At 61.2% G+C, this 25,404-nt stretch carries 21 protein-coding genes; 15 read left to right on the plus strand and 6 right to left on the minus strand.

All coding sequences use genetic code 11. The features are described from left to right. Positions 1-45: 45 nt before the first annotated feature. The 3 genes from IB254_RS17400 to IB254_RS17410 all read left to right on the plus strand — a co-directional run bounded on the left by IB254_RS17400 (position 46) and on the right by IB254_RS17410 (position 3,817). Complete coding sequence (locus tag IB254_RS17400; protein ID WP_192418293.1) at positions 46-1,074, plus strand: AraC family transcriptional regulator; 1,029 nt, start codon at positions 46-48, stop codon at positions 1,072-1,074. Between the two features lie 170 nt (positions 1,075-1,244). Beyond that, positions 1,245-1,835 (plus strand): DUF6338 family protein, encoded by a 591-nt coding sequence (locus IB254_RS17405; protein WP_192418295.1) that lies wholly within the window; start codon positions 1,245-1,247, stop codon positions 1,833-1,835. 167 nt (positions 1,836-2,002) lie between these two features. Continuing rightward, positions 2,003-3,817: an ABC transporter ATP-binding protein gene (locus IB254_RS17410; RefSeq protein ID WP_192418297.1), complete on the plus strand. Its 1,815-nt coding sequence runs from the start codon at positions 2,003-2,005 to the stop codon at positions 3,815-3,817. Between the two features lie 3 nt (positions 3,818-3,820). On the opposite strand, the gene IB254_RS17415 is transcribed toward IB254_RS17410, so the two are convergent. The 3 genes from IB254_RS17415 to IB254_RS17425 all read right to left on the minus strand — a co-directional run bounded on the left by IB254_RS17415 (position 3,821) and on the right by IB254_RS17425 (position 7,249). After that, positions 3,821-4,777, minus strand: coding sequence for an alpha/beta hydrolase (locus IB254_RS17415; RefSeq protein WP_192418299.1), 957 nt, complete (start codon positions 4,775-4,777; stop codon positions 3,821-3,823). A gap of 204 nt (positions 4,778-4,981) precedes the next feature. Beyond that, positions 4,982-5,980 (minus strand): NAD(P)H-quinone oxidoreductase, encoded by a 999-nt coding sequence (locus tag IB254_RS17420; protein WP_192418300.1) that lies wholly within the window; start codon positions 5,978-5,980, stop codon positions 4,982-4,984. A 57-nt stretch (positions 5,981-6,037) separates the two neighbouring features. Further along, positions 6,038-7,249 (minus strand): YbfB/YjiJ family MFS transporter, encoded by a 1,212-nt coding sequence (locus IB254_RS17425; RefSeq protein ID WP_192418301.1) that lies wholly within the window; start codon positions 7,247-7,249, stop codon positions 6,038-6,040. Positions 7,250-7,361: 112 nt separating this feature from the next. Here IB254_RS17425 and IB254_RS17430 point away from each other — a divergent pair, with 112 nt between their 5' ends. Next, on the plus strand, positions 7,362-8,237 hold the full coding sequence (locus IB254_RS17430) for a LysR family transcriptional regulator (protein WP_192418302.1): 876 nt from the start codon (positions 7,362-7,364) through the stop codon (positions 8,235-8,237). A gap of 106 nt (positions 8,238-8,343) precedes the next feature. Here IB254_RS17430 and IB254_RS17435 read toward each other — a convergent pair whose 3' ends face one another. Beyond that, complete coding sequence (locus tag IB254_RS17435; RefSeq protein WP_008032862.1) at positions 8,344-9,066, minus strand: pirin family protein; 723 nt, start codon at positions 9,064-9,066, stop codon at positions 8,344-8,346. A 320-nt stretch (positions 9,067-9,386) separates the two neighbouring features. Between IB254_RS17435 and IB254_RS17440 the strand changes: the two genes are divergently transcribed. Both IB254_RS17440 and IB254_RS17445 read left to right on the plus strand, forming a co-directional pair. Further along, on the plus strand, positions 9,387-10,337 hold the full coding sequence (locus IB254_RS17440) for a GlxA family transcriptional regulator (RefSeq protein WP_008032863.1): 951 nt from the start codon (positions 9,387-9,389) through the stop codon (positions 10,335-10,337). A gap of 176 nt (positions 10,338-10,513) precedes the next feature. Next, entirely contained in the window at positions 10,514-11,998 is a 1,485-nt protein-coding gene (locus IB254_RS17445) for an ATP-binding protein (protein ID WP_192418303.1), read from the plus strand. On the opposite strand, the gene IB254_RS17450 is transcribed toward IB254_RS17445, so the two are convergent. Further along, entirely contained in the window at positions 11,963-14,767 is a 2,805-nt protein-coding gene (locus IB254_RS17450) for an ATP-binding protein (protein ID WP_192418304.1), read from the minus strand. The two genes, IB254_RS17445 and IB254_RS17450, sit on opposite strands and share 36 nt — an antisense overlap. Positions 14,768-15,174: 407 nt before the next feature. Here IB254_RS17450 and IB254_RS17455 point away from each other — a divergent pair, with 407 nt between their 5' ends. From IB254_RS17455 to IB254_RS17465, 3 genes are all read left to right on the plus strand, one after another. After that, on the plus strand, positions 15,175-15,750 hold the full coding sequence (locus IB254_RS17455) for a flavodoxin family protein (protein ID WP_008032866.1): 576 nt from the start codon (positions 15,175-15,177) through the stop codon (positions 15,748-15,750). A gap of 31 nt (positions 15,751-15,781) precedes the next feature. Next, entirely contained in the window at positions 15,782-16,606 is an 825-nt protein-coding gene (locus IB254_RS17460; protein ID WP_192418305.1) for an alpha/beta fold hydrolase, read from the plus strand. A gap of 72 nt (positions 16,607-16,678) precedes the next feature. Further along, entirely contained in the window at positions 16,679-18,121 is a 1,443-nt protein-coding gene (locus tag IB254_RS17465) for a catalase (protein WP_192418306.1), read from the plus strand. 499 nt (positions 18,122-18,620) lie between these two features. Here IB254_RS17465 and IB254_RS17470 read toward each other — a convergent pair whose 3' ends face one another. Then, positions 18,621-19,037, minus strand: a complete 417-nt coding sequence (locus IB254_RS17470; protein ID WP_008041154.1) for a helix-turn-helix domain-containing protein — start codon at positions 19,035-19,037, stop codon at positions 18,621-18,623. Between the two features lie 5 nt (positions 19,038-19,042). Between IB254_RS17470 and IB254_RS17475 the strand changes: the two genes are divergently transcribed. The 6 genes from IB254_RS17475 to IB254_RS17500 all read left to right on the plus strand — a co-directional run bounded on the left by IB254_RS17475 (position 19,043) and on the right by IB254_RS17500 (position 25,351). Then, entirely contained in the window at positions 19,043-19,186 is a 144-nt protein-coding gene (locus IB254_RS17475; RefSeq protein WP_192418307.1) for a hypothetical protein, read from the plus strand. A 60-nt stretch (positions 19,187-19,246) separates the two neighbouring features. After that, complete coding sequence (locus IB254_RS17480; RefSeq protein WP_192418308.1) at positions 19,247-20,230, plus strand: MBL fold metallo-hydrolase; 984 nt, start codon at positions 19,247-19,249, stop codon at positions 20,228-20,230. Between the two features lie 31 nt (positions 20,231-20,261). After that, entirely contained in the window at positions 20,262-21,182 is a 921-nt protein-coding gene (locus IB254_RS17485) for a LysR family transcriptional regulator (RefSeq protein ID WP_192418309.1), read from the plus strand. A gap of 1,334 nt (positions 21,183-22,516) precedes the next feature. After that, entirely contained in the window at positions 22,517-22,933 is a 417-nt protein-coding gene (locus IB254_RS17490; protein ID WP_192418310.1) for a DoxX family protein, read from the plus strand. Next, positions 22,926-23,516 carry an antibiotic biosynthesis monooxygenase gene (locus IB254_RS17495; protein ID WP_008032692.1) on the plus strand — a complete coding sequence of 197 codons (591 nt, stop codon included), beginning with the start codon at positions 22,926-22,928 and terminating at the stop codon, positions 23,514-23,516. The genes IB254_RS17490 and IB254_RS17495 overlap by 8 nt, the downstream gene beginning before the upstream one ends. After that, complete coding sequence (locus IB254_RS17500) at positions 23,513-25,351, plus strand: amidohydrolase (protein ID WP_008043255.1); 1,839 nt, start codon at positions 23,513-23,515, stop codon at positions 25,349-25,351. The genes IB254_RS17495 and IB254_RS17500 overlap by 4 nt, the downstream gene beginning before the upstream one ends. Positions 25,352-25,404: the final 53 nt, after the last annotated feature.

Raw genomic sequence — 25,404 nt, forward strand, 5'->3', positions numbered from 1 at the left:
GCTGGTGTTTTTTGCCATTCGGGTGATGGGGAGCGAAGCGTTCAGATGCGGGAAAAGGATTCGGTGGCCGCCTACTTTGTGCAGGCGATGATCCATGGGCTGGGGGACAATCCGCAGCGGCGGAGGGCTGCGCTGGAACAGGCAGGTATCGACCCGGCGTTGATCGAACAGCCCGTGTCGCGGGTGCCGGCCAGTGCGTTTGCCGCACTCTGGTTGATCCAGATCCGCGAGTTCGATGACGAGTTCTTCCGGCTCGACTCCCACGGCATGCCGCCGGGCAGCTTCGCCCTGATTTGCCGGGCCCTGATTCAGGAGCCCGACCTGCACAAAGCCATGCGCCAGTGCCTGAACAACTTTGCCCTGTTCCTTCGCGATTTTCGCGGCACGCTGACGGTGCGCGGCAAACGTGCAGTCATCAGCCTGGATAGCTGCGCGAAAAACGATGATGTTGCGCGTTTTGGCGAAGAAACTTTTCTGGTGCTGATGATCAGCCTGATGTGCTGGCTGGGTGGTCGGCGTATTCCCATCGACCGCGCGGACTTCCGCCATAAGCGCGTATCCCTCAGCGATGACCGTTTGCTCTGGGGGCCGAACCTGACCTTCGGCGCCGAGCGCACCGAAATCGAATTTGCCAGCCACTACCTGCGCTTGCCAGTGGTCCAGGACCTGGCTTCGCTGAAAGTGTTTCTGCGCACCGCGCCGCAATGGCTGGTGATTCGCTTCCGCAACCAGCATGGGCTCGCGTCGCAAGTCCACCAGCGTTTGCGCAACAGTCACTACAGCCAATGGCCGACCTTGCAGGCTTTCGCCCTGGAACAACACCTTAGCCCCAGCACCTTTCGCCGCAAGCTGGAGCGGGAAGGGTGTTCGTATCAGGAAATCAAGGACGAGGTGCGGCGAGGGGTTGCGTTTGAGCAATTGCGGCAGAGCAAGGCCAGCATCGGTGACATTGCCGAACAGTTGGGGTTTCAGGAGCCGAGTGCGTTTCACCGGGCGTTCAAGAAGTGGACGGGGGAGAGTCCAGGGCGGTATCGAGCGCGGTTTTTGGAGCACGTGACGTCGGATCTGGATTGAGTTTTTGTCCAGTTTTTCCTTGTTGAATGTAGGAGGTTTTTTCGCTTGTAGTCCCGCCTGTAGTCCCGAAATTTCTTGTGACGACAGCGCTTCAGCAGTGGATGACACAGGCTGTAGAGGTGCTGTATTTATTTGCTCCGGGACGAATTTTCAATGGATTGGAAAGGGCAATGGACAGCTTGATCAAGGACGTGATCCCGCTACTGCAGTATCTGCTTCCGGGGTTTTTAGCGACGTGGATTTTTTACTCGCTCACGGCGTTCAAGCGCCCGGACACTTTTGGACAGATTGTCCAGGCACTGATTTTTACGTTTGTGATTCAGTCGCTGGTGGTCGGTTTGGAAGGACTGTTGCTACTGGCGGGAGAACGATTTTTTTCGATCGGCGTGTGGGACAGGAAATCGGAGGCGTTATGGTCGGCAGTGATTGCGCTGGTGATGGGGTTTCTTTCCTGTCATATCGCTCATGGCGACAGGCTTCATGCGTTACTCAGGAAACTGAAAATAACGGCTAAAAAATCGTTCCCTTGCGAGTGGTACAGTGCTTTTTCATCGAGACCGGGTTTCGTGATATTGCATTTGATCGGAGGGAAACGTCTGTTTGGCTGGCCAAGCGAATGGCCATCGGAGCCTGCTAACGGACAATTCGTTCTGGAGTTCCCTCGCTGGATCGATAGCGACGGCAATCTGTTACCTGGTAGGGCAAAGGCCCTGGTTATTGATGTATCAAAAGTGAGTTGTGTCGAATTCGCAAAACAATAGGGTGATCAAATGTCATGCAAAGCGCCGACTGAAATGCCGCCTGAGCTGAGGCGGATGATGGAAGAGTGGGAAAATGGTGGTCCTCTTCCCCCCGGGCTGGTGTTCCCCATCGGGCCTTCACCTTTACGAAAAGAAATGACGAAACCGCGCAAGCGCAACCGATAAACATGCCAGCGGCCCTTTCCCGCGTCACCTCATTGCTTGATCAGGCCAGACGCGCCTTGCTCCTTGTCTGGGCTACTTCTCGCGGGTTGTTTCTGGGGCTGGTGCTGGCGACCCTGATCGCAGGCGTACTCCCGGCATTGGCTGCCTGGCTGGGCCAACGCATCGTCGACGCGGTGGTTTTCGCCATGCAACTGCACGCGCAGCAGGGCAGTGCGCCGTTGTGGCCGGTGGTGCGTTACGTGCTGTTTGAAGCCGGTGTGCTCGCGTTGCTGTCCGGGACCCAGCGGGCGCTGTCGGTTCAGCAATCGCTGTTGCGAGTGCAGTTGGGGCAGAAGGTCAACACGATGATTCTGGAGAAAGCCCAGACGTTGTCGCTGGTGCAGTTCGAGAATTCCGAGTTCTACGACAAGCTGGTGCGGGTCCGGCGCGAGGCGTCGACCCGGCCGTTGGCGCTGGTGATGAAGTCGCTGGGGCTGATCCAGAACCTGATCGTGCTGATCAGTTTCGGCGTGTTGCTGGTGCATTTTTCGCCGTGGGCGCTGGTGTTGTTGGTGGTGGGTGCGTTGCCGGTATTTTTTGCCGAAGCACATTTTTCCGGGGACGCCTTCAGGCTGTTTACCCGTCGTGCGCCGGAGAGTCGGCAACAGAACTACATCGAGACACTGCTCTCCCACGAGGGCTACATCAAAGAGGTCAAACTGTTTGGCTTCGCGCCACTGCTGTTGAAGCGTTATCGCGATACGTTCGCGCGTCTTTACGCTGAGGACCGTCGGCTGACCCTGCGCCGCGATGGCTGGGGTTTTGTTCTGGGATTACTGGGTACGGGGGCGTTTTATCTCGCCTACGCGTGGGTGGTGGTCGACACCGTCCACGGCAGCATCACCCTCGGCCAGATGACCATGTACCTGGTGCTGTTCAAGCAGGGGCAGACCGCAGTAAGCAGCAGCTTGAGCGCCATCAGTGGTCTTTACGAAGACGGACTGTATCTGTCCAGCCTCTATGAATACCTGGCTGAGCCCGTGGTGGCCGACTCCGGCAGCCTGACCGCAGGCGCGCTGCCCGGCGATGGTCTGCGGTTCGAAAACGTCGGGTTCCGCTATCCGGGCGCGAGCCGCGCGGCGCTGGAGGGCATCGATCTGCACCTCGTGCCGGGGCACAGCGTGGCGCTGGTAGGGGAGAACGGTTCGGGCAAGACCACGCTGATCAAGCTGCTGACCCGTCTGTACCGTCCTGATCAGGGGCGCATCCTGCTGGACGGGAGTGATTTGCAGGCGTGGGACGAAGATGCGCTGCGCCGGCGTATCGGCGTGATTTTCCAGGACTATATTCGCTACCAGTTCTCCGTGGGCGAGAACATCGGTGTCGGTGACACTCTGGCGTTCAACGATGAGCAGCGCTGGCAAGCCGCAGCCGCCGAGGGCATGGCTGCGCCTTTCATTGAGCGTCTGGATCGCGGCTATGCCACCCAATTGGGTCGCTGGTTCGCCGGCGGCCAGGAACTGTCCGGCGGGCAATGGCAGAAGATTGCCTTGTCCCGTGCCTACATGCGCCGTGACGCCGATATCCTGATTCTGGATGAGCCGACCTCAGCCCTCGACCCGGCGGCGGAAGCGGCGGTGTTCGAGCATTTCAGCGAGCACACCGAAGGCCGCATGACGCTGTTGATTTCCCACCGATTTTCCAGCGTGCGTAATGCCGACCACATCATCGTGCTGGATCAGGGTGCGATCCTTGAGCGCGGCGATCACGCCAGTCTGGTGGCCGCCGGAGGGCGCTACGCGCAATTGTTCAACTTGCAGGCGCGAGGATATCGCTAAACGTCAGGAGTCCTGAGAGCCGCGTGAGATTGCAGGCCCGGCCATCTGCGGCGGTTTTGCTTTCATCAGGCCCTCAAGTGCCTGGCGATACTGGGGGCCGCCCAAACTCATGCTGTTGTTGTGCGTGCCGCCCGGCACCAACAACAGGCGCTTGGGCTCGCTGGCGGCGTTGAACAACTGCTGGCTGAAGCGCGACGGCATGAATGTATCGGCCAGGCCATGCACGACCAGCAGCGGCATGTCGATGTCGACGATCTTGTCGATGGAATCGAATTTCTGCGACAGCAGCCAGCGCACCGGCAGCCATTTTACCGGCAGGTTACTTTCAGCCACTTGGGCCACGGCATCGCCCAGTGACGTGAACGTGGACTCGATCACCAGGCCACGCACCGGGACGGCGACATGGTTCTTTTTCGCCTGTGCGGCCAGGTCTGACGCGAGGTCGATGGCTACCGCGCCGCCGAGGGAATGGCCGTAGATCAGGCGCTTGCTGGCGTCCGGTTGCATCGTTGTGAAGCGTTCCCAGGCGGCTCGCGCGTCTTCATACACACTGGCTTCCGACGGCAGATCGCCTTTGCTCTGACCAAACCCGCGGTAGTCGATCGCCAGGACGGAATAGCCCATGGCGCGCAATTGTTCGATGCGAAACGCCTGGCCGGTGAGGTTCCAGCGCACACCGTGCAAATAGAGGATCGAAGGCGCATCACGACGAGCCGCCGGCCACCACCAGGCATGCAGGTTTTGCCCATCCTTGAAACTGGCGGGCTGGATGTCGAATTCTTGAACGTCCTTCGGCAAACCGCGATACCAGCCCGCCGTGCCCGGTTCGATACGAAACAGCAGCTCGCGCTCGGTGTGCTCAAGCACGCCGCAACTCACCGGCAGACCGACAATCAGCGCGGCCATGCACAGCAAGGGCAGCCAGCGTCGGCGCAGACGTGTGAGCGGGGAGGAGGGCATCGGATGGTCCGTCGGTAAAAAACTGAAGTCCGGTTTTTAACAGAAGCGTGTCGGCGGGGGGAATATTTTCGACAGCCGTTCGCCAACCCTCCCTGTAGGAGCAAGCTTGCTCGCGATGACGGTGGCACATTAAGCAATGCTGTCGACTGACACACCGCTATCGCGAGCAAGCTTGCTCCTACAGGGGGGCGCGACAATTGCGGATCAATCCACCCGCAACACAATCTTGCCAATGTGCTCGCCACCTTCCATCCGCGCATGCGCCTGTGCCGCCTCGGCCAACGGATAAACCTTGTCGATCATCGGCAGGCAACGCCCGGCAGCGAGCACCGGCCACACGTATTCGCGCAATTGCTCGGCAATCGAGGCTTTTTCTTCCACGGTGCGTGGGCGCAGCAACGAGCCCGTCACGATGGCGCGTTTGCTCATGATCGCCAACAGGTCGACGTCCTTGGCGTGGGCGCCGCCGAGAAAGCCCAGCATCACCAGTCGACCTTCCATGCCCAGCGCCGCGATGTTCGAATTCAGGTACGAGCCGCCCATGATATCGAGGATGACATTGACGCCCTTGCCGGCGGTTTTTTCCTGGATGACCTGAGAGAAATCCTGATCGCGATAGTTGATCGCTTCGGCGCCCAACGTACGGATCGCCGCGCACTTTTCCTCACTGCCCGCCGTGGCGAAGGCCTTGACGCCGAATTCGCGACACAGCATCAACGCGGTCGTGCCGATGCCGCTGGTGCCGCCATGGATCAATGCGCGCTGACCTTTGGCAGCGCCGCCCATGTCAAACAGGTTGGCCCATACGGTGAAGAAGGTTTCCGGGATCGCCGCCGCGTGCACCCAATCCATGCCTTGAGGAATCGGCAGCGTCTGGCCGGCCGGCGCGACGCAGTATTGTGCGTAACCGCCGCCGTTGGTCAGCGCGCAGACATTGTCGCCGACGATGAATTCGCTGACACCTTTACCGACCGCCACCACTTCACCGGCCACTTCCAGCCCCGGAATCGGGCTCATGCCGGGTTTCATCGGGTACTTGCCAGCACGCTGAATCACGTCGGGGCGATTGACCCCGGCAGCGTGCACGCGAATCAGCACTTCGCCCGGGCCAGGGGTAGGTACTGACGCATGGCGTGGCTTCAATACCTCCGGGCCGCCGGGTTCGGTGATTTCGATCAGGGTCATGGTGTGGGGCAGATTCATGTGAGTGTCCTGTCTGGAAATGTTCAGTAAGTGGGACCACATCAAGCCGTCGGTGACTCAGCTCAATACAGGTTGCAGCCGGTCGCGACGATTCAGCAAGCGCATGCCCTGTTCCAGCAGCAGGGCTATGACAATGGCGCCCGCTGCGATGATGAACAACAGCGCGTGATGCCCGCCGCTGGCGTTGAACAACGCCGAATATGCAAACCCGGCAATCGCCTGGAAGGTAGCGAACGACACGGTGGCGCGACTCCAGGCAATCTGCTGTTGATGATGGTTCGGGATCAGTTCGTGAACCCGGGCCAATGCCAGCGGCACGATACCCGGCGGGAACGAGCCGAGGATCACCGCAAGCAAGGCCAGCGCAGTGAAAGCACTTGAAATCGATAGCAAACCGACCGCAACTGCCTGCACCACCAGCACCAGGCGAATGCTCAGCCGTGCGCCCAGCTTGTCAGCCAGAAAACCATAACTCACCGGCCCTATAATCGCGCCGAGGCCGTACATCACCCAGATAAGAGCGCCAATGTGCGCGCCAGCCCCGAGCCCGCGGGCAACGTAATCCACCAGAAACACCATGGCGGGCACGAGCCCGGCAGCCATGAACGCGTATTGGGCGAACAACAGGTAAACGTTCGGGTCGGTCGACATCGTCGAGGGGGCAGCGGACGGTGCCGCGGTGGCCGCGTGCGGGGCTGACGGCCAACCGAACCAACTGGCGACGGTCAGCACCAATGCCAGCACGCCGAGACCGAACCAGGTGTTCTGCAAACCCAGGCTTAACAGCGGCGGCACAATCGTCCCGGAGCCGGCGATACCCAGACCGATGCCCAGGAAAATCGCACCACTGGCCAGCCCTCGGCGGGACGCTGGCACATGCGGCAGCACGGTTGCGGCCACTAACACCATGATCGCGCCGCCAGCGACGCCCGACAGCAGACGCCAGCCGAAGAACCAGCTCACCGACAACGGAAAGCCACACGCGAAAAACGACAGCGTCACCGCCAGCATCATCAGGCGCAGGGCGCTTTTGTTGGAGGTCCGACGGGCCAGCGGATGGCCGATCAGCGCGCCAATCAGGTAACCCACCAGATTGGCGGCGCCGAGGTACACCACGTCGCTGGCAGAAAACCAGTGCGCCTGGATCAACGAGGGAATCAACGGTGTGTAGGCGAACCGCGCCAGGCCGATGCTGACCAGGCTGGCGCAGAGGCCGGCGAAAATCGGCAGCCAGATGGCGCTGCGTGAGGTGGTTGATGTGCTGGGCATGGGAGCCGTCCTCCAGGTTTATCTATGGTGCCCAGCTTATCCATGTTCATTGATGCAATAACGCAGCGATTTTGCGTTATGGTGATGCGTATATGCGGCAGTGGAGAAACCTATGAATTGGGATGATGCCAGGGTGTTTTTGGCCGTATGCCGGGAATCGACGTTACGTGGCGCGGCGCGGGTGCTGGGGGTCGATCAGGCCACCGTCGGGAGGCGGATCACGGCACTGGAGAAGTCCTTGAGTGCGACGCTGTTTCTGCGCACTTCGGAGGGATACGCGCTGACAGCCGTCGGTGAAGCAGCGTTGAAAGCCGTGGAGAAAATGGAGCACTCCGCACTGGAGATGCAGCGCCAGATTCAAGGGCTCGACGACCGCCTGACCGGTATCGTTCGTGTCAGTACCACGGACTCCATGGCCATCGACTTCCTGATCCCGGCGATTGCCCGCTTGCACGCACAGCACCCCGACGTGCGCGTGCAACTGGATGCCTCGACGCAGATTTTGAGCCTGTCGAAACGCGAAGCCGACATCGCCGTGCGCAACACCCGGCCAGACAACCCGGACCTGATCGCCCGGCGCATCGCGCGTTGGCCGGTGGGCCTGTTTGCCTCCCGGGACTATGTGGACACCCACGGTGTGCCGGCACCGGGCTCGGCGTTCGAGGGGCATGATCTGGTGGTGTATCAACCGTATTTGCAGAGCAACAAAGACATCACGCTGGTCTCGGAACCGTTGGGGCGCGGGCGCATCGTTTCGAGCCTGAGCTCCAGTCTGCTGGTGCGCCGGGCGATTGCCGCGGGGATCGGGCTGGGGGAAATTCCGGTGTACATGGGGGAGCGCGACGGGCTGGTCAGGCTATGGCCGGAACGCACACGGCCGGTGCCGTATGACATATGGCTGGTGACACACGCGGACTTACGACATACCGCGAGGGTGCGGGTGGTGATCGATGAGATTGTTGCGGGGTTTGCGGGGACGGGTGAGTAACGGCTGAAAGATCGCCACCTCGCTGCGCTCGACAGCTCCTACAGGGATTTGCGTGTACCTGTAGGAGCTGTCGAGCGCAGCGAGGTGGCGATTACTTCACACCGGATTACGGCATTTCAGGCAATTCCTGAGGACGCAGGTCAAACACCAGCACTTCGGCATCCACGCCGTTGCTCAGGGTCAGCAACTGTTCATCGCGAACCCGCACGCCATCGCCTTCCTGCAATTGCAGGCCGTTGAGTTCGACGCTGCCGCGCGCCACATGCACGTAGGCATAACGATTGGCGGCCAGTTCCAGCGTGGCGCTTTCCTTGCCATCGATCAGGCCGGCATACACCCGCGCATCCTGGCGCACCTTCAGCGAACCGTTTTTCCCCTCGGGGGAGATGATCAGTTGCAGACGCCCGCGTTTCTTCTGTGTATTGAAATGCTCTTGCTGATAGCGCGGTTTGGCGCCGCTGACGTCCGGCACGATCCAGATTTGCAGGAAGTGCACGCCACGGGTCGCCGAGTGGTTGTACTCGCTGTGTGCCACGCCGCTGCCGGCACTCATCAGTTGCACGTCACCGGGGCGGATCACCGAACCGGTGCCCAGGGTGTCCTTGTGTTCCAGGGCGCCTTCAAGCACGTAGGAGAAAATCTCCATGTCACGGTGTGGGTGCTGGCCAAAGCCTTTGCCGGCTGCGACGCGGTCATCGTTGATCACCAGCAGGTCGGAAAAACCCTGCTCTTTCGGGTTGCGGTAGTTGGCGAAGGAAAAGGTATGGAACGACTTCAACCAACCATGATTGGCCAAGCCGCGATCGGAAGCTTTGCGAAGGGTCAGCATGATGAAATCTCCTGTGGGGACGTTGATTCGTCCGAGTGAGGAGAAGGTTAATGTTTATCCTTTGGTGCAATAAGTAGGTGGAAATTGAAATACTGTCCCTTTTGAGTTGACAATAATAAGCAGACTGATCCCGCCGCACTTGGCCATAATGCACAGCACAGTCTTCACGCCGCGCGCACAACCCTGTAGGAGCCGGCTTGCTGGCGATGGCGGTGTGTCAGTCGCCAACCTTATTGGCTGACGCTATCGCCAGCAAGCCGGCTCCTACAGGGGGCGATGTACGGCCAGTATTTTTTTTTGATTTCAGTGATTTTGAACCCATGAAAACCGTGGCAATGGTGCTGTTCCCTGATTTTCTCCTGCTCGACATGGCCGGGCCCATGGAGGTGTTTTCCATCGCCAATCGTTATCTGGAACCGGCCGAGCGTTACGTGTTGTCGACCATCGGCACCGAGCACGGCGCGTTGCGTGCCTCCAACGGTGTCAGCGTGCAGGCCGATGTGCATATCGATCAGGCGGATCAGGCGTATGACCTGTTGCTGGTGCCGGGCGGTCCCGGGGCCTACAACGAAAAACACCCGCCATTGCTCGGCTGGCTCAAAGGTGCGGTTAAGCGGGCCGGACGTTATGGCTCGATCTGCACCGGCGCATTCGTGCTTGGGCATGCCGGTCTGATTGACGGCTACCGTGTCACCACCCACTGGCATTACACCGAACGGCTGATCAAGGGGTTCCCGAAGGCGACGGTGGAAACCGATCAGATTTTCGTCCAGGACCGCAACCTGATCACCTCCGGCGGCGTCACCGCCGGCATCGACCTGGCACTCGCGGTGGTTGCCGAAGACCATGGCAAGAAAGTCGCCCAGGACGTGGCCAAGGTGTTGCTGGTGGTGATGAAACGTCAGGGCGGACAGGCGCAATTCAGTCCGTTGATGGCGACGGTGGCCCCTCACGAAACGCCGGTGACACGCGTGCAGAACTATGTGCTCGACCACCTCGACGAAGCCTTCAGCATCGAGCGTATGGCCGGCCTGGCCACCATGAGTCCGCGTCATTTTGCCAGGGTGTTCGCCCGGGAAGTGAACATGACGCCGATGGAATTTCTCCAGAGCGCACGTATCGACTGTGCTAGAAATCTGTTGGAAACCAGTGACTTGCCGCTAAAGACCGTGGCTTTCAAAAGTGGTTTCGGCAGTGTGCGGCACATGCGGTTTCTGTTCAGTGAAAAACTCGGGTTGACCCCGTCCCAGTACCGTGAACAGTTCAGCTAGTGCCTTTTTGTCCGTTCTGCGCACCGTGATGGCCGTGACGCTCCCACCGTGGCCGTTGTTCCGTCACCAAGGCCTGCGAAGATACCCGTGAACTCTTTGTAATGGAGGCGCGAGCCTGGCGCGCAATGGAAATGACAATCCGTTGAGCCGCTTAGGGTTTGCGCACGTGGACCTGCATGAACAGCGTCAGTGATTTGAACAACGAAGCGGTGCTGCGATTCGGCCCTTATGCGTTTCACCTGCGGCAACGGCTGATCCTCGACGGGGACCGGCCGCTGCGCATGGGCGGGCGGGCCCTGGATATCTTGCAGGTGCTGGTCCAGCGCGCGGGCAACGTGGTCAGCAAGGACGAACTCATCGCACTCGTCTGGCCGACTTCGGTGGTCGAGGAGATCAACCTGCGCGTGCACATCGCCGCGCTACGTCGCGCATTGGGCGACGGGCAGGACGGGCAGCGCTACATCGTCAACATTCCCCAGCGCGGCTATAGCTTTATCGCAGCCGTGCAGCGGGTGCCGGCGAGTACGCTGGCCTCGATCGAAACGGTTCAGAAACCTCAACACAACCTGCCCGCGCGCCTGTCGCCGGTGATCGGGCGCGATTCGCTGGTCGGCAGTCTGGTCCGCCAGTTGCCGGTTCGGCGCCTCATGACCCTGACCGGTCCCGGCGGCATCGGCAAGACCACCGTGGCGTTGCGGGTGGCCGAACTGCTCCTGCAGCATTATCAGGATGGGGTCTGGCTGGTGGATCTGGCGGTGATCGATGACCCTGCGCAGGTGGTCGATCATCTGACCCGTGCGCTTGAACTGGGCGTCGGAACCACCCTGGAGACATGGGCGCAACGTCATGCGTTACTGGTGCTCGACAACTGCGAGCACCTGCTCGAACGCTGCCGGACACTGGTCGAGGACCTGCTGATGGCGGCGCCACGCCTGTCGATCCTGGTGACCAGTCGCGAGCCGCTCCAGGCGCAGGGGGAAACGGTCCAGCGTTTGCCGCCACTGGCGGTGCCTCCGGCGTCGGCGTTGCACAGTGTGGCCGAAGCGATGGGCTATTCGGCGGTGCAACTGTTCGTCAGCCGTGCCCGTGCTCGTCAGCAAGGCTTTGTGCTGCGCGAACAAGACCTCAAGGTCGTGCGCGAAATCTGTCGCCGGCTCGATGGTCTGCCCCTGGCCATCGAACTGGCGGCGGCGCAGATTGATGCGTTGGCGCTGGTGGGCCTGCAAGCTCAACTGGACAATTGTTTTCAGCTGCTGACCCAGGGTCGGCGCACCGCCGTGCCCCGGCATCAAACCTTGAAAGCGGCGCTGGACTGGAGCTATGAGCAACTGAGCCCGCTGGAGCAAACCGTGTTGCAGCGCCTGTCCGTGTTCAAGATGGCCTTTACGCTGGATGCCGCCATTGGCGTGATCAGTTGCGCGGCATTGCTGCCTGCCCGCTTGATTGAAGGGGTGGAAAGTCTGGCGCTCAAATCGTTGCTATCACTGGAGCAGGGCGGCGGACTGGCCCGCTACCGTTTCCTCAACACCACCCGCACCTACGCCCTGGAGAAACTCGAGGGCAGCGGTGAATTGCGCACCGTTGAAATGCGTTACGCCCGCTACATCAGCCGGGCGCGGTGGGTATCAAGCGGGCAAGTGGCGCTGCAACTCGTCGAGTAATCGGCGGACTTTCGTCAGGTCCGGTGTGGCAAAACCTTCGGTGAACCGGTTGTAGATCGGCGCCAGCAGCGTATGGGCTTGCCGGTGCCGGCCCTGACGCTGCCAAAGCTGTGCCAGCGAGGTAGCGCTGCGCAGTTCCCAGGCCAGGGCGCCCTGATGATTGGCGACGTTCAAGGCCCTGATCAGCAAGGCCTCGGCCGCGTCGGTGTTCAAGGGGCACTCTTGCGCCAGAAGCGCCTCAGCCCTGGCTCGCAGGATCTCCGCCGTGTTCCAGCCCGCCATGCCGGTATCTGCCCGTTGTGACAAGTCGTCATCGACGAAACCGGTGTCCAGCGTCACCATGATGTCCTTGATCAACCCCTCGCCCGGCAGAAGGGAGGAGCGCAGCTTGGTGTGGTCGATCACCTGTGCGTAATGCATGGCCCAGGTGTAGAACAGCAGCACCGAGTGCTTTTGCGCTTGTTCCAGCAGCAGTCGCAAGAGTTCGCGCGCGGTGCGGGTGTCGCCGTTGTAGTGGGCGATCAGGCAACCGGCCAGCGCCAGGGTGTAGCAGATGGACGTGCCATGGTTGATCTGCATCGCGATGTCCAGCGCTTGCCGGGCGGTGCGCCACGCCTGTTCCGGCCGGCCTTGCAGCCAGAGGATGCGTGCCAGAATGGTCAGGGCGGCGACGCTCTGGTCGTACTGCACGCCAAAACCGTGGGTGAAGCGGTTGAGGTGGCCGCTCTGGGCCATGCGCTGAAGCACCTCTTCAGCATTCACCCGCGCCTGCTCCTGATTCCCGGCAAAGTGCAGCGCCAGCACCCGCAAACGGTGGGTGCTGAGGGACAACACTTCGTCGCCGTGCAACCCCAACCGGTCGAACTGCTGGCTCTGCTCCAGGGCCATTTGATAGTTGGCACAGCAGAGGTTGACCGCCATGTGCCCGGACACCGCACGCAACTGACCGGCCACGTCGTTGCAGTGCCTGGCCAGCGTTCTGGCGCTGACGAAGGCCTCGACGGTTTCCGCCGTGCCGCCCTGGGTGTGGTAGCAGGCGCTGCCGAGGGCCAGTTTGAGGGCCATTTTCAGCCGAGGGCAGGGCTCGGGCGCTGCATCCAGCAGGGCCAGCGCCTTGCGCACGTACACGCCGTGCTCCTTGAGCAGCGACATCTCCTGCCAGAGCGGCGTCGATGTCGCGGCCAGGCGGATCGCCAACGTCTGCGGCCCTTGTGCGTCCAACCCCCAATCGAGGGCTGCGCGAATATCTTCCAGACTGCGTGCATAACGCTCGATCCACGTCGCCGTCGCGATCAGCTCCCAGTCCTGCTGGGCCTGATGCATCAAGGCCAGGCAACGCTCGGCGTGGCGTTCGCGGGTGCCCGGCAGGTCGGCGGCCTGGTCGAGTTTTTCCAGGGCGTAGCTGCGCGTGGTGTCGAGCAGGCGGTAGAACACTTCTTCGTCGCCGACCTCGACGTTCAGCAGCGACTTGGCCACCAGTTGTGTGATCGAGCCAAACACCTCACAGGGTTCGATATGTTCGCCGACGATCACTGCTGCTGCCGATTCCAGGGTGAAGCCGCCTCTGAACACGCTCAGTCGGCGCAGGCAGGTTTGTTCGCAGGCACTCAGCAGTTCGAAACTCCAGTCCAACGTGGCGCGCAAGGTTTGATGGCGGCCCAAAGTGGTCTGGCAGCCTTGGGTGAGCAGGCGAAAACTGCCTTGCAGTTGCGTGAGCAAGCCGCCGACGCCGAGGCCGCCGACTTGCGCCGCCGCCAGTTCAATTGCCAGCGGAATACCGTCCAGGCGCCGGCAGATTTCAATCGCCAGCGGCAGCTCGTCATCACGCAGTTCGAAACTGTCGTGGCTGGCCATCGCCCGTTCGACAAACAACTGCAAGGCCGAAAAGCTCAGGGCCTGCGCGCGGTCGAGCACGGCAATGGGCGGCGGGCAGTCCAGTGACTCAAGACGCTGAACGAACTCGCCTTCGGCCCGCAGGCTCTCGCGGCTGGTGGTCAGGATGTGCACGTCGGGCGCGGCGCGCAGGATGCTTTCGCTCAACACGGCGATGGCGTCGAGCAGGTGTTCGCAGTTGTCGATCACCAGCAGCATCTGCCGGTCGCGCAAAAATGCGGGGAGGCCGCTCATCGGGTCGGTGTCATGCAACGACAGTTCGAGCAGCGTCGCCAGATGCGCGCTGATCATCGATGGATCGTTGATCGGCGCCAGGTCCAGCAGACGAATGCCATCGCGGTAGCGCCCGATCAATTGCTCGGCAACGCGCAGGGCCACGGTGGTTTTGCCGATGCCGCCGGGACCGACCAGCGTGATGAAACGCTGGCGTGACAACTGCACCACCAGGCTGTCGACGAGGGACTGGCGACCGATCATGCGCGTGCGCCGCACGGGCAGGTTGTGGCCGTTCGGTGCGGGGGCTTCATTCGCCGGATGTTGCTCGATGTGCTCCAAAGAGAACGGCGCGACAAAGCTGTAGCCGCGCTGGGCCACGGTGATGATGTAACGCTGGCCGTTCTGGCCGTCGCCGAGGGCTTTGCGCAACGCCGCCATGTGCACCCGCAGGTTGATGTCTTCGACAACGCTTTTGGGCCAGACCCCGGCGATCAGTTCCTGTTTGCTGACCACATTTCCGGCGTGTTCCAGAAGGATCAACAGAATGTCCATGGCACGCCGACCCAGGCGCAGGGGCTGGTCGGCCTCCATCACCAGGCGTTGTCCGGGATAGATCCGGTAAGGGCCGAAATGGATGGCCTGTTCGGGGGGAAGGGTCAACGGGTCACTCCTGCTTGCAGCCGTCTGGTACGCGGTTAGCGAGCATATTCGTCAGGTTTGTTCATTCGCGCAATGCGCTGGCCAACTGACTGCCGGGTGTTCACTTGGACTGCCGGTTTGCGATCCTCCCTGTTCTTTGCGTTTTTACTGGGCACGGCGCTCGTGCAGAAGGCGCCGGGGCTTTTGGCGCGCCAGGGAAAATTAACAACGTTTAACTCGTCCTGCGTCCGGTCTACGCCCAAAACTCCAGCACCGCAACTGCTCAAACTGTAGGAGCCGGCTTGCTGGCGATTGCGGTATTTCAGCCGAAGTTGTCGGCGATGGGTACATCGCAATCGCCAGCAAGCCGGCTCCTACAGGGGGGGCCGTGTTGTGAAAAGGGATTTATTTGTCATGAGGACGCCGGAATGAGCAACGTGGTGGTGGTCTATCACAGTGGCTACGGGCACACACGGGTCATGGCCGAAGCCGTGGCCCAAGGTGTGGAACGGCACCTGGGCAGTACCTGCCAGCTGATTTCGGTCGAGGACGTGGACCAGCACTGGGACCGTTTGCACAACGCCGACGCGATCATCTTCGGTGCGCCGACCTACATGGGCAGCGCCTCGGCACGCTTCAAGGGGTTCATGGAAGCCACGGCGGCGTTCTACCTGACCCAACCCTGGCGCGACAAGCTCGCGGCGGGCTTCACCAATTCCGGCTGCCTGTGTGGCGACAAACTCAACACCTTGCTGCAGATGGCGGTGTTCGCCGCGCAGCATTCGATGATCTGGGTCGGCCTCGACCTGCTGCCGGCACGCTCCGGCACCGGCGTGTTCGACGGGCAGCTCAATCGCCTCGGCAGTTCGCTGGGCGCCATGGCGCAGTCGAATGTCGAACAGTCCCCCGAATTCGCACCGCCCCCGGAGGATCGCTGCACCGCCGCGCACCTGGGCGAACGCGTGGCGCGGCTGGCTGAACGCCTGAGCCACTCACCGGTTTGAATCACCCCCAACCCTCCTGAGGAAACATCGCATGAGCACGTTCACCACCCGAGACGGCACCGAGATTTATTACAAGGATTGGGGCACCGGCCAGCCCATCGTCTTCAGCCACGGTTGGCCGCTGAACGCCGACAGCTGGGAATCGCAGATGATCTTCCTCGCCTCCAAAGGCTATCGGGTGATCGCCCACGACCGTCGTGGCCACGGCCGTTCCAGTCAGCCGTGGACCGGCAACGACATGGACACCTACGCCGATGACCTGGCGCAGTTGATCGAACGGCTCGACCTGAAAGACGCCGTGCTGTTCGGTTTCTCCACCGGCGGTGGTGAAGTGGCGCGCTACATCGGTCGCCACGGCACCGGGCGCGTGGCCAAGGCCGGGCTGATTTCCTCGGTGCCGCCCCTGATGCTCAAGACCGAAACCAACCCCGGTGGCCTGCCGATCGAGGTGTTTGACGGTATTCGTCAGGCGTCCCTCGTCGACCGTTCGCAGCTGTACATCGACCTCGCCAGCGGTCCGTTCTTCGGCTTCAACAAACCGGACGCCAAACCGTCGCAAGGCATGATCGACTGGTTCTGGGTGCAAGGCATGACCTCCGGCCACAAGAACGCTTATGACTGCATCAAGGCCTTCTCCGAAACCGACTTCACCGAAGACCTGAAAAAATTCGATATGCCCACGCTGGTGGTGCACGGCGATGCGGACCAGGTGGTGCCGATCGAGGCCGCCGGCATTGCTTCGGCAAAACTGGTGAAAGGTTCTACGCTGAAGATCTACCCCGGCGCGCCCCATGGCTTGACTGACACCCACAAGGATCAGCTCAACGCTGATCTGCTGGCGTTCCTCAAGGGTTGATGTGCCCACGGCGCGGGCGTAGATCCGCGCCGTTCTCGCTCCTGTAGAGCCGAATCCTTCGAGAACCTGACCATGAAAAAGCTGACCAACGCCACCGGGGCACCGGTGGCCGACAACTTCAATATCCAGACCGCCGGCCCCCGTGGACCGGCGCTCTTGCAAGACATCTGGTTGCTGGAAAAACTCGCCCACTTCGACCGTGAGCTGATCCCGGAACGGCGCATGCACGCCAAGGGTGCGGGCGCCTACGGCACCTTCACCGTCACCCATGACATCACCCGTTATACAAAAGCCAGCATCTTCAGCTCGGTGGGCAAGGAAACGCCGCTGTTCGTGCGTTTTTCCTCGGTGGCCGGCGAACGCGGCGCGGCGGATGCCGAGCGTGATATCCGTGGCTTTGCGGTGAAGTTCTACACCGACGAAGGCAACTGGGACATTGTCGGCAACAACACGCCGGTGTTTTTCTTCCGCGACCCGCTGCGTTTCTCCGACCTCAACCACGTGGTCAAACGCGACCCGCGCACCGGCCTGCGCAACGCCACCAGCAACTGGGACTTCTGGACCCTGCTGCCCGAGGCGCTGCACCAGGTGACCATCGTGATGAGCGATCGCGGGATTCCCACCAGTTTCCGTCACATGCACGGCTTCGGCAGTCACACCTTCAGCCTGATCGACCGCGACAACAATCGGGTGTGGGTGAAGTTTCATTTTGTCTGCCAGCAAGGCATCGAAAACCTCTCGGACGCCGAGGCCGAAGCAGTGGTTGGCAAGGACCGCGAAAGCAATCTGCGCGACCTTTACGAAGTCATCGAGCAGGGCAATTTCCCGCGCTGGAAATTGTGCATTCAGGTGATGGAGGAAGAACAGGCGCTCAACTATCGGCACAACCCGTTCGACTTGACCAAGGTCTGGCCGCACGCTGAATTCCCGCTGATTGAAGTGGGTGTCATGGAGCTCAATCGCAACGCCGAAAACCACTTTGCCGAAATCGAACAGGCAGCGTTTTCGCCGGCCAACGTGGTGCCGGGCGTGAGTTTTTCACCGGACCGCATGCTCCAGGCGCGGCTGTTTTCCTATGGTGATGCCCAGCGTTATCGCCTCGGCGTGAACTTCAACCACATCCCGGTCAACGCGCCGCGCTGCCCGGCGCACAGCTACCACCGCGACGGCGCCATGCGCACCGACGGCAACCTCGGCGGTACCGCCAGTTACTTCCCGAACAGTGTCGGTGAATGGCAGGACTCGCCGGAACTGGCCGAGCCGCCGCTGCCGCTGGAAGGCTTTGCCCAGCATTATGATCATCGGTTGGAAGAGGATCATTACGAACAGCCGGGAAACCTGTTTCGACTGCTCGATCCGGCGCGCAAGCAGTTGCTGTTCGACAACACCGCACGTGCGATGAACGGCGTACCGCAGGCAATCCGCCAGCGTCATATCGACAATTGCACCAAAGCCGATCCTGCGTACGGATTTGGCGTGGCGGAGGCGTTGGAGCGGTTGGTGCCGCTAGGGTAAAAGGCGGCAGGCTTGCCGGCGATGGCGCCTATGAAATCGCCATCGCCAGCAAGCCGGGCTCCTACAGGTTTTGTGTCGACCCTCAATCCCCGAACATCCCCACAATCCCTTGTAGGAGCCGGCTTGCTGGCGATGGCGCCCATCAAATCGCCATCGCCGGCAAGCCAGGCTCCTACAGGTTTTGTGTCGATCCTCAATCCCCGAACACCCCACATCCCTTGTAGGAGCCGGCTTGCTGGCGATGGCGCCCATGAAATCGCCATCGCCGGCAAGCCAGGCTCCTACAGGTTTTGTGTCGACCCTCAATCCCCGAACATCCCACATCCCTTGTAGGAGCCGGCTTGCTGGCGATGGCGCCTATGAAATCGCCATCGCCAGGAAGCCAGGCTCCTACAGGATTTGCGTAATCTCCAAATCCCGAACACCCCACAATTCCTGTAGGAGCCGGCTTGCTGGCGATGGCGCCCGTGAAATCGCCATCGCCAGCAAGCCCGCGCTCCTACAGGTTGACGCGTGGAAGCGCGCGCACGGCTCGGCAGCGCCAGGCGAACGGGTTGATGCCTTCGCTGCGGGTGAAGATGTGGCAGAAGTGCGCCTGATCGCAGAAACCGCATTCGAGGCTGATTTGCGTGAGGCTCAGGTCGGTGTTCTGGATCAGTTGCTTGGCCCGGGCGATGCGTTGGTGGCGAATCCAGTCTTGCGGCGAGAGGCCGGTGCTGCACTTGAATGCGCGGGAGAAATGACTGCGCGAGAGGGCGCAGGCGCGTGCCAGTTCGGTCACTTCGACGGTTTCACCGAGGCGTTCGAGGATCAGTTGCTTGACCAGGCTTTCGCGCCACGGGGTCAGGCCGCCGGTGGTTTTCTTTCGCGTTTCAGTGGCAGTCGCGCGAGCGACGTTTTGCTGAGAATGAGCCATGACAAATGTCCGTTTCGGTGAGCTTCATTCTTGGTCGCGGGGCTCTGGCAGGCGAGTTAAACGTTGTTAATTTCGCCGATGCGCAGTGGTGGACAACAGCGCTGACTCAGCACATGGCTGCAATTTTTGCGGTGCCGGGCGAGGCATGATCGACGTCTTGTGGCGGGCCTGTGCATGGCCGCTCTTCTGACTTGATCAAGGGTGACGGCATGAAACATTCTCTGGTTGGCGCGTTGGGCCTCGCGGTGGCGTTGGCGTCCGGAATCTCCTCGGCTCAGGCGCCAGCACAGGTCGGCACCCAGGTGCCGGGCTACTTCCGCCTGGCGGTGGGCGACTTTGAGGTGACGGCGCTGTTCGACGGCTACAACGACCTGTCGCCCAAACTGCTCCAGGGCCTGACCCAAAGCCAGATCCGCGCACTGCTGGCCCGTCGCTCGATTGAAATGCCGGGGGTGCAGACTGCGTTCAACGCCTTCCTGATCAACACCGGCAAGCAATTGATCCTGGTGGATACCGGCGCCGGTCAATGCATCGGTGCGACGGCGGGCATGCTCTCGGACAACATGAAAGCCGCTGGCTACGAGCCTTCGCAGGTCGACACGATTCTGTTGACTCACTTGCACCTGGACCATGTGTGCGGATTGGTCGACGGCCAGCAGAAACCGGTTTTTGCCAACGCCACGGTCTACGCCGCGAAGGCCGAAGCCGATTACTGGCTAGATCCTCAGGCGCTGGCCAAAGCTCCCGAGGGCGCCAAGCCGTATTTCAAAATCGCCCAGGACTCCACCGCACCGTACGTCGCGGCGGGACGTTTCAAGACGTTCGACGCCGGCCAGTCGCCTGTGCCGGGGGTCGAGGCCACGCTGGAAGCCGGGCACACGCCGGGCAGCACGACATACCGCTTCACCTCTCAAGGGCAGAGCATTTTGTTCATGGGCGATCTGGTGCATAACCTCGCGGTGCAGTTCTTGCACCCGGAAGTCTCGATCGGCTTTGACGTCAACAGCCAGCAAGCGATCAAAAGCCGCGCCAAGGTGTTCAGCGATGCAGCCGCCGGTAAAACCTGGGTGACGGCAGCGCATTTGCCGTTTCCGGGCATTGGCCATATCGCCGCAGAGGGCAAGCATTTCCAATGGGTACCGGTCGAATACGGTCCTTATAAACGTGCGGCGAAAGTGCCGCTGATCGAGTAAAGTCCGACGCATTCACAAGGGAGCCGTGCCTATGAACCGTAACGATCTGCGCCGCGTCGACATGAACCTGTTGGTGATTTTCGAGGCCTTGATGTTCGAGAGGAACCTGACCCGGGTGGCTGAAAAATTGTTCATGGGCCAACCGGCGGTGAGTGCGGCGCTGGGGCGGTTACGGGATCTGTTTGACGATCCGTTGCTGTTGCGTAATGGTCGCGGCATGGAGCCGACAACGCGGGCGCTGGCGATTCTCAAGGAATTGCAGCCGGCGATGGATGTGATTTCCGGGGCGGTCAGCCGAGCTAAAGAGTTTGATCCGGCGAGCAGCTGCGATGTGTTCCGCATTGGTTTGTCGGACGACGCCGAATTCGGTTTGTTTCCGCCGTTGTTGCGGCAACTGCAGGAAGAGGCGCCGGGGATTGTTGTGGTGGTGCGGCGTGCGAACTATTTGCTGATGCCGGCATTGCTGGCTTCGGGAGAGATCTCTGTGGGGGTGAGTTACACCACGGATTTGCCCGCGAATGCGAAGTGCAAGAAATTGCGCGACATCCCCTGCAAGGTGCTGCGTGGGGACAAGCGACCGGGGCTGTTGACGCTGGATGAATACTGCGAGCGACCGCATGCGATGGTGTCGTTTTCCGGTGATCTGAGCGGCAATATCGATCTGGATCTGGCCAAGGTTGGCCGCAGTCGTCGGGTGGTGTTGGGCGTTCCGCAGTTCAGTGGGTTGCGTGCGTTGCTGGCCGGCACGGAGATGATTGCGACGGTGCCGGATTATGCGGCGTGTGCGCTGGTTGAGGGGTGTGCGTTGCGGGCTGAGGATCCACCGTTTCCCATTGATGCTGCGCAGCTTTCGATGGCTTGGAGTGGGGTGCATGACAATGATCCGGCGGAGCGGTGGTTGCGGTCTCGGATCAGTGAGTTTATGTCCAGGCCTTTGTCTGTATCGGGTTGAACGTGGCGGCCTTTGGGCCGACCATTTTCTTTTGGGGGTACATATCCATTGCTGCGGTAACGGCTGCTGGTGGTTTCGCCCTTACGGCGACTCACTTTTGCAGACGCCCAAAAGTAAGCAAAACGCTTCGCCCCGGCGTCCGGCCCCTCGCTAAGGCTCGGCGTTCCCTCGCTCCGGTCCTGCTCCGTGGGCCCGCCGCCATCGGCCATCCCTGGCCGGGGGCGGCTAGCCCGGCATCCATGCCGGGCTGCCCACTGCGCAGAACCTGCGCTCGGCCTCCCGAAGGGGCGGGCAGATCAAAATCAAAAGCTGCAGGCGAGCTAACGCTCGGCCTGATGAGTGGTGACGGGCGGGTGCGTTGCTTTGCTCTTTGTAGGAGCGATGCTTGCTCGCGAAGGCGGCCTGACAGCCGACCCTTCACCCACGGATGCCCCCAATCCCTTGTAGGAGCCGGCTTGCTGGCGATGGCGGCCTGACAACCGACCCTTTACCCACGAATGTACCCAATCCCCTGTAGGAGTGAGCCTGCTCGCGATGGCGGCCTGAAGAACACCGCACTTTCCAAAATCTTTCGCCAGCAAGCCGGCTCCCCGGCAGTTGATCGGTGTACGACGGGGACCTTGTAGGAGTGAGCCTGCTCGCGATGGCGGCCTGAAGAACACCGCACTTTCCAAAATCTTTCGCCAGCAAGCCGGCTCCCCGGCAGTTGATCGGTGTACGACGGGGACCTTGTAGGAGTGAGCCTGCTCGCGATGGCGGCCTGAAGAACACCGCACTTTCCAAAATCTTTCGCCAGCAAGCCGGCTCCTACAGTTGATCGGTGTACGCTTTTGCTTCTCACCACTCATCAGGTCGAGCGTTAGCTCGCCTTCCGCTTTTGATCTGAGCGCCCCCTCGAGAGGCCGAGCGCAGGTTCTGCGTAGTGGGCAACCCGGCATGGATGCCGGGTTAGCCGCCCCCGGCCAGGGATGGCCGATGGCGGCGGGCCCACGGAGCAGGACCGGAGCGAGGGCATGGCGAGCATTAGCGAGCCACCGAACGAAAGGGGCAAGAGCGCTTGGTTACTTGCCGCTTCTGCAAGTGACTCGCCGTAAGGGCGAAACCAATAGCAGCCGTTACCGCAGGAATGGATATGTACATCAATAAAAGATAGGTCGGCTATCAGGCCGCCATCGCCGGCAAGCCAGCTCCTACAGGGGGGGGCGATGGCTGGCGATCCTGATCGGCTCACAAAAAGAGCACGTATATTCAATTTTCCCCGCCCCCACACCGGCACTATCGAATGAGGTCCCGGCGCTTTGACGCCGATGGTTTTTCATTTGTGCAGGTAGTCCATGAACGCTTCGCAATGGGATGAACGGGCCCAGGATATCGGGCTGTTTTTTTTGCGGGTCAGCGCTGGTTTGTTTCTGCTGTGGGTGCACGGTTTGCCCAAGCTGCTTAACTACAACGCTCAACTGCAAGTCATCGAAGATCCTTTCCACCTGGGTGCGAATGTCACGCTGATGCTGGCGATTTTTGCCGAGGTGCTGTGTCCGCTGCTGATCATTGCCGGGGTGTTGGTGCGCCTGGCGTGCCTGCCGATTTTGTCTGTGTTGTGGATCGCGCTGCTGGTTGTGCACCCGCAATGGAGCCTCGAGGAAGGGCAGTTCGGTTGGCTGCTGTTGATTCTGTTCACCAGCCTCTTTATCGCCGGGCCGGGACGGCTGGCGCTCAATGTCCGATTCGCCGGAGCTTTGCGTTATGCCTGAATCCAATCGTTTCGAGGAAGTCGTGACCCTGGTCATCAAGCACCGGGTCAAAGCCGGTTTTGAAGTGCCCTACGAAGCCTGGTTGCGCAACATCGTCAGCATCGCCGGGCAGCAGGAAGGGCACTTGGGGGTGGATGTGATGCGCGGCAAGAGCGCCGGCCTCGACATGTACACCTGCGTGCTGCGCTTTTGCTCCACCGACGCGATGCAGCACTGGCTCGATTCGCCACAACGGCTGGAACTGGTCAACGAAGCCACGCCGATGCTCGCCGATGGCGACCAGACCGAGGTCAACCCGGTCAAAGAATTCTGGTTCGCGCCGCAGGCTGAAACCGGTTCGCCGCCACCGCGCTGGAAGCAGGCCGTGGTGACGTTGTTGGTGATTCTGCCGCACACCTTGCTGGTGCCGCTGATCTGGGGCCCGCTGTTGCGGCTTAACGCGTTCCTGTCCAATTACGTGGTCGCCACGTTCCTGATCACGCTGACCATCGTCGTTTCGGTGGTGTACCTGTTCATGCCGATGGCGACGCGTTTGTTCGCGCCTTGGCTGTCCCCCTCCACTCAGCCCAAGGAAACGCGATGAACGCCGACCTGATTTTGTTCAATGGCCAATTTCATACCGTTGACCGTGAAAACCCACGCGCCAGTGCCGTCGCCATCAGCGATGGCCGCTTCGTCGCGGTCGGCACTGACGCCGAAGCCATGGCCCTGCGCGGTTCCGGCACCCAGGTCATCGACCTCAAGGGCCGCTGCGTCATCCCCGGCCTTAACGACTCGCACTTGCACCTGATCCGTGGCGGTTTGAACTACAACCTAGAACTGCGCTGGGAAGGTGTGCCGTCGCTGGCCGACGCCCTGCGCATGCTCAAGGATCAAGCCGACCGAACGCCAACGCCGCAATGGGTGCGCGTGGTCGGAGGCTGGAACGAATTCCAGTTCGCTGAAAAGCGCATGCCGACCCTTGAGGAACTCAACCAGGCGGCACCGGATACGCCGGTGTTTGTCCTGCATCTATATGACCGCGCTCTGCTCAACCGCGCCGCGTTGCGCGTGGCCGGTTACACCCGCAATACGCCGAACCCGCCGGGTGGCGAGATTGTGCGCGATGCCAACGGTGAGCCGACCGGCATGCTGGTGGCGCGCCCGAACGCGATGATTTTGTACTCGACCCTGGCCAAGGGACCGAAGTTGCCGCTGGAGTATCAGGTCAACTCGACCCGCCAGTTCATGCGCGAACTCAACCGTCTCGGCCTGACCAGCGCCATCGATGCTGGCGGCGGTTTCCAGAATTATCCGGACGATTACCAGGTGATCGAGCAGTTGGCCAAGGACCAGCAACTGACCATCCGCATCGCCTACAACCTGTTCACCCAGAAACCGAAAGAAGAGCTGGCCGACTTCAAGAACTGGACCAGCAGCGTAACCCTGCATCAGGGCGATGATTTCCTGCGACACAACGGTGCCGGGGAAATGCTGGTGTTCTCGGCGGCGGATTTCGAGGACTTCCTCGAACCGCGTCCGGACCTGCCGCAAACCATGGAAGACGAGCTGGAACCGGTGGTCCGCCACCTCGTGGAGCAGCGCTGGCCGTTCCGTTTGCACGCCACCTACAACGAATCCATCAGCCGCATGCTCGACGTGTTCGAGAAGGTTAACCGCGACATCCCGTTCAATGGTTTGCCGTGGTTTTTCGACCACGCCGAAACCATCACGCCGCAGAACATCGAGCGCGTGAGGGCGCTGGGCGGTGGTATCGCGATTCAGGATCGCATGGCGTTTCAGGGCGAGTATTTCGTCGAGCGTTACGGCGCCAAGGCTGCCGAAGCGACGCCGCCGATCAAGCGCATGCTGGCCGAAGGTGTACCGGTTGGCGCGGGCACCGATGCGACGCGGGTGTCCAGCTACAACCCATGGACCTCGCTGTATTGGATGGTCAGCGGTCGCACCGTCGGTGGCCTGGAGCTGCACGCCGAGGGGCTGTCCCGGCAGACCGCGCTGGAACTGTTCACCCACGGCAGCGCTTGGTTCTCTTCCGAGCAGGGCAAGAAAGGCATGATCAAAGTCGGCCAACTGGCTGACGTTGCGGCTCTGAGCGCGGACTTTTTCAGCGTCGACGAAGAAGCGATCAAGTGGATCGAGTCGGTGTTGACCGTGGTCGGCGGCAAGGTGGTGTACGCCGCCGGTGATTTCGAAAAACTCGGCCCGGCCAGTGTGCCGGTGCTGCCGGACTGGTCGCCGGTGGTCAAGGTGCCGGGTCACTGGCGCCCGACGTCGCCGATGCAGGCGCAGGTTCACCATTGCAGCGGGCCATGCGGCGTGCATTCCCACAGTCATGAAAAGGCGCGGTTGTCGAACGCGCCGGTCAGCGACTTCGCCGGTTTCTGGGGCGCCTTCGGCTGCTCGTGCTTCGCGTTCTGACGATCACAAAAAAGCGCCGACCCGCGTGTCGGCGCCTGACGTAATACCCATCC

Source organism: Pseudomonas sp. PDM03, from assembly GCF_014852385.1.
Lineage (GTDB): Bacteria > Pseudomonadota > Gammaproteobacteria > Pseudomonadales > Pseudomonadaceae > Aquipseudomonas > Aquipseudomonas migulae.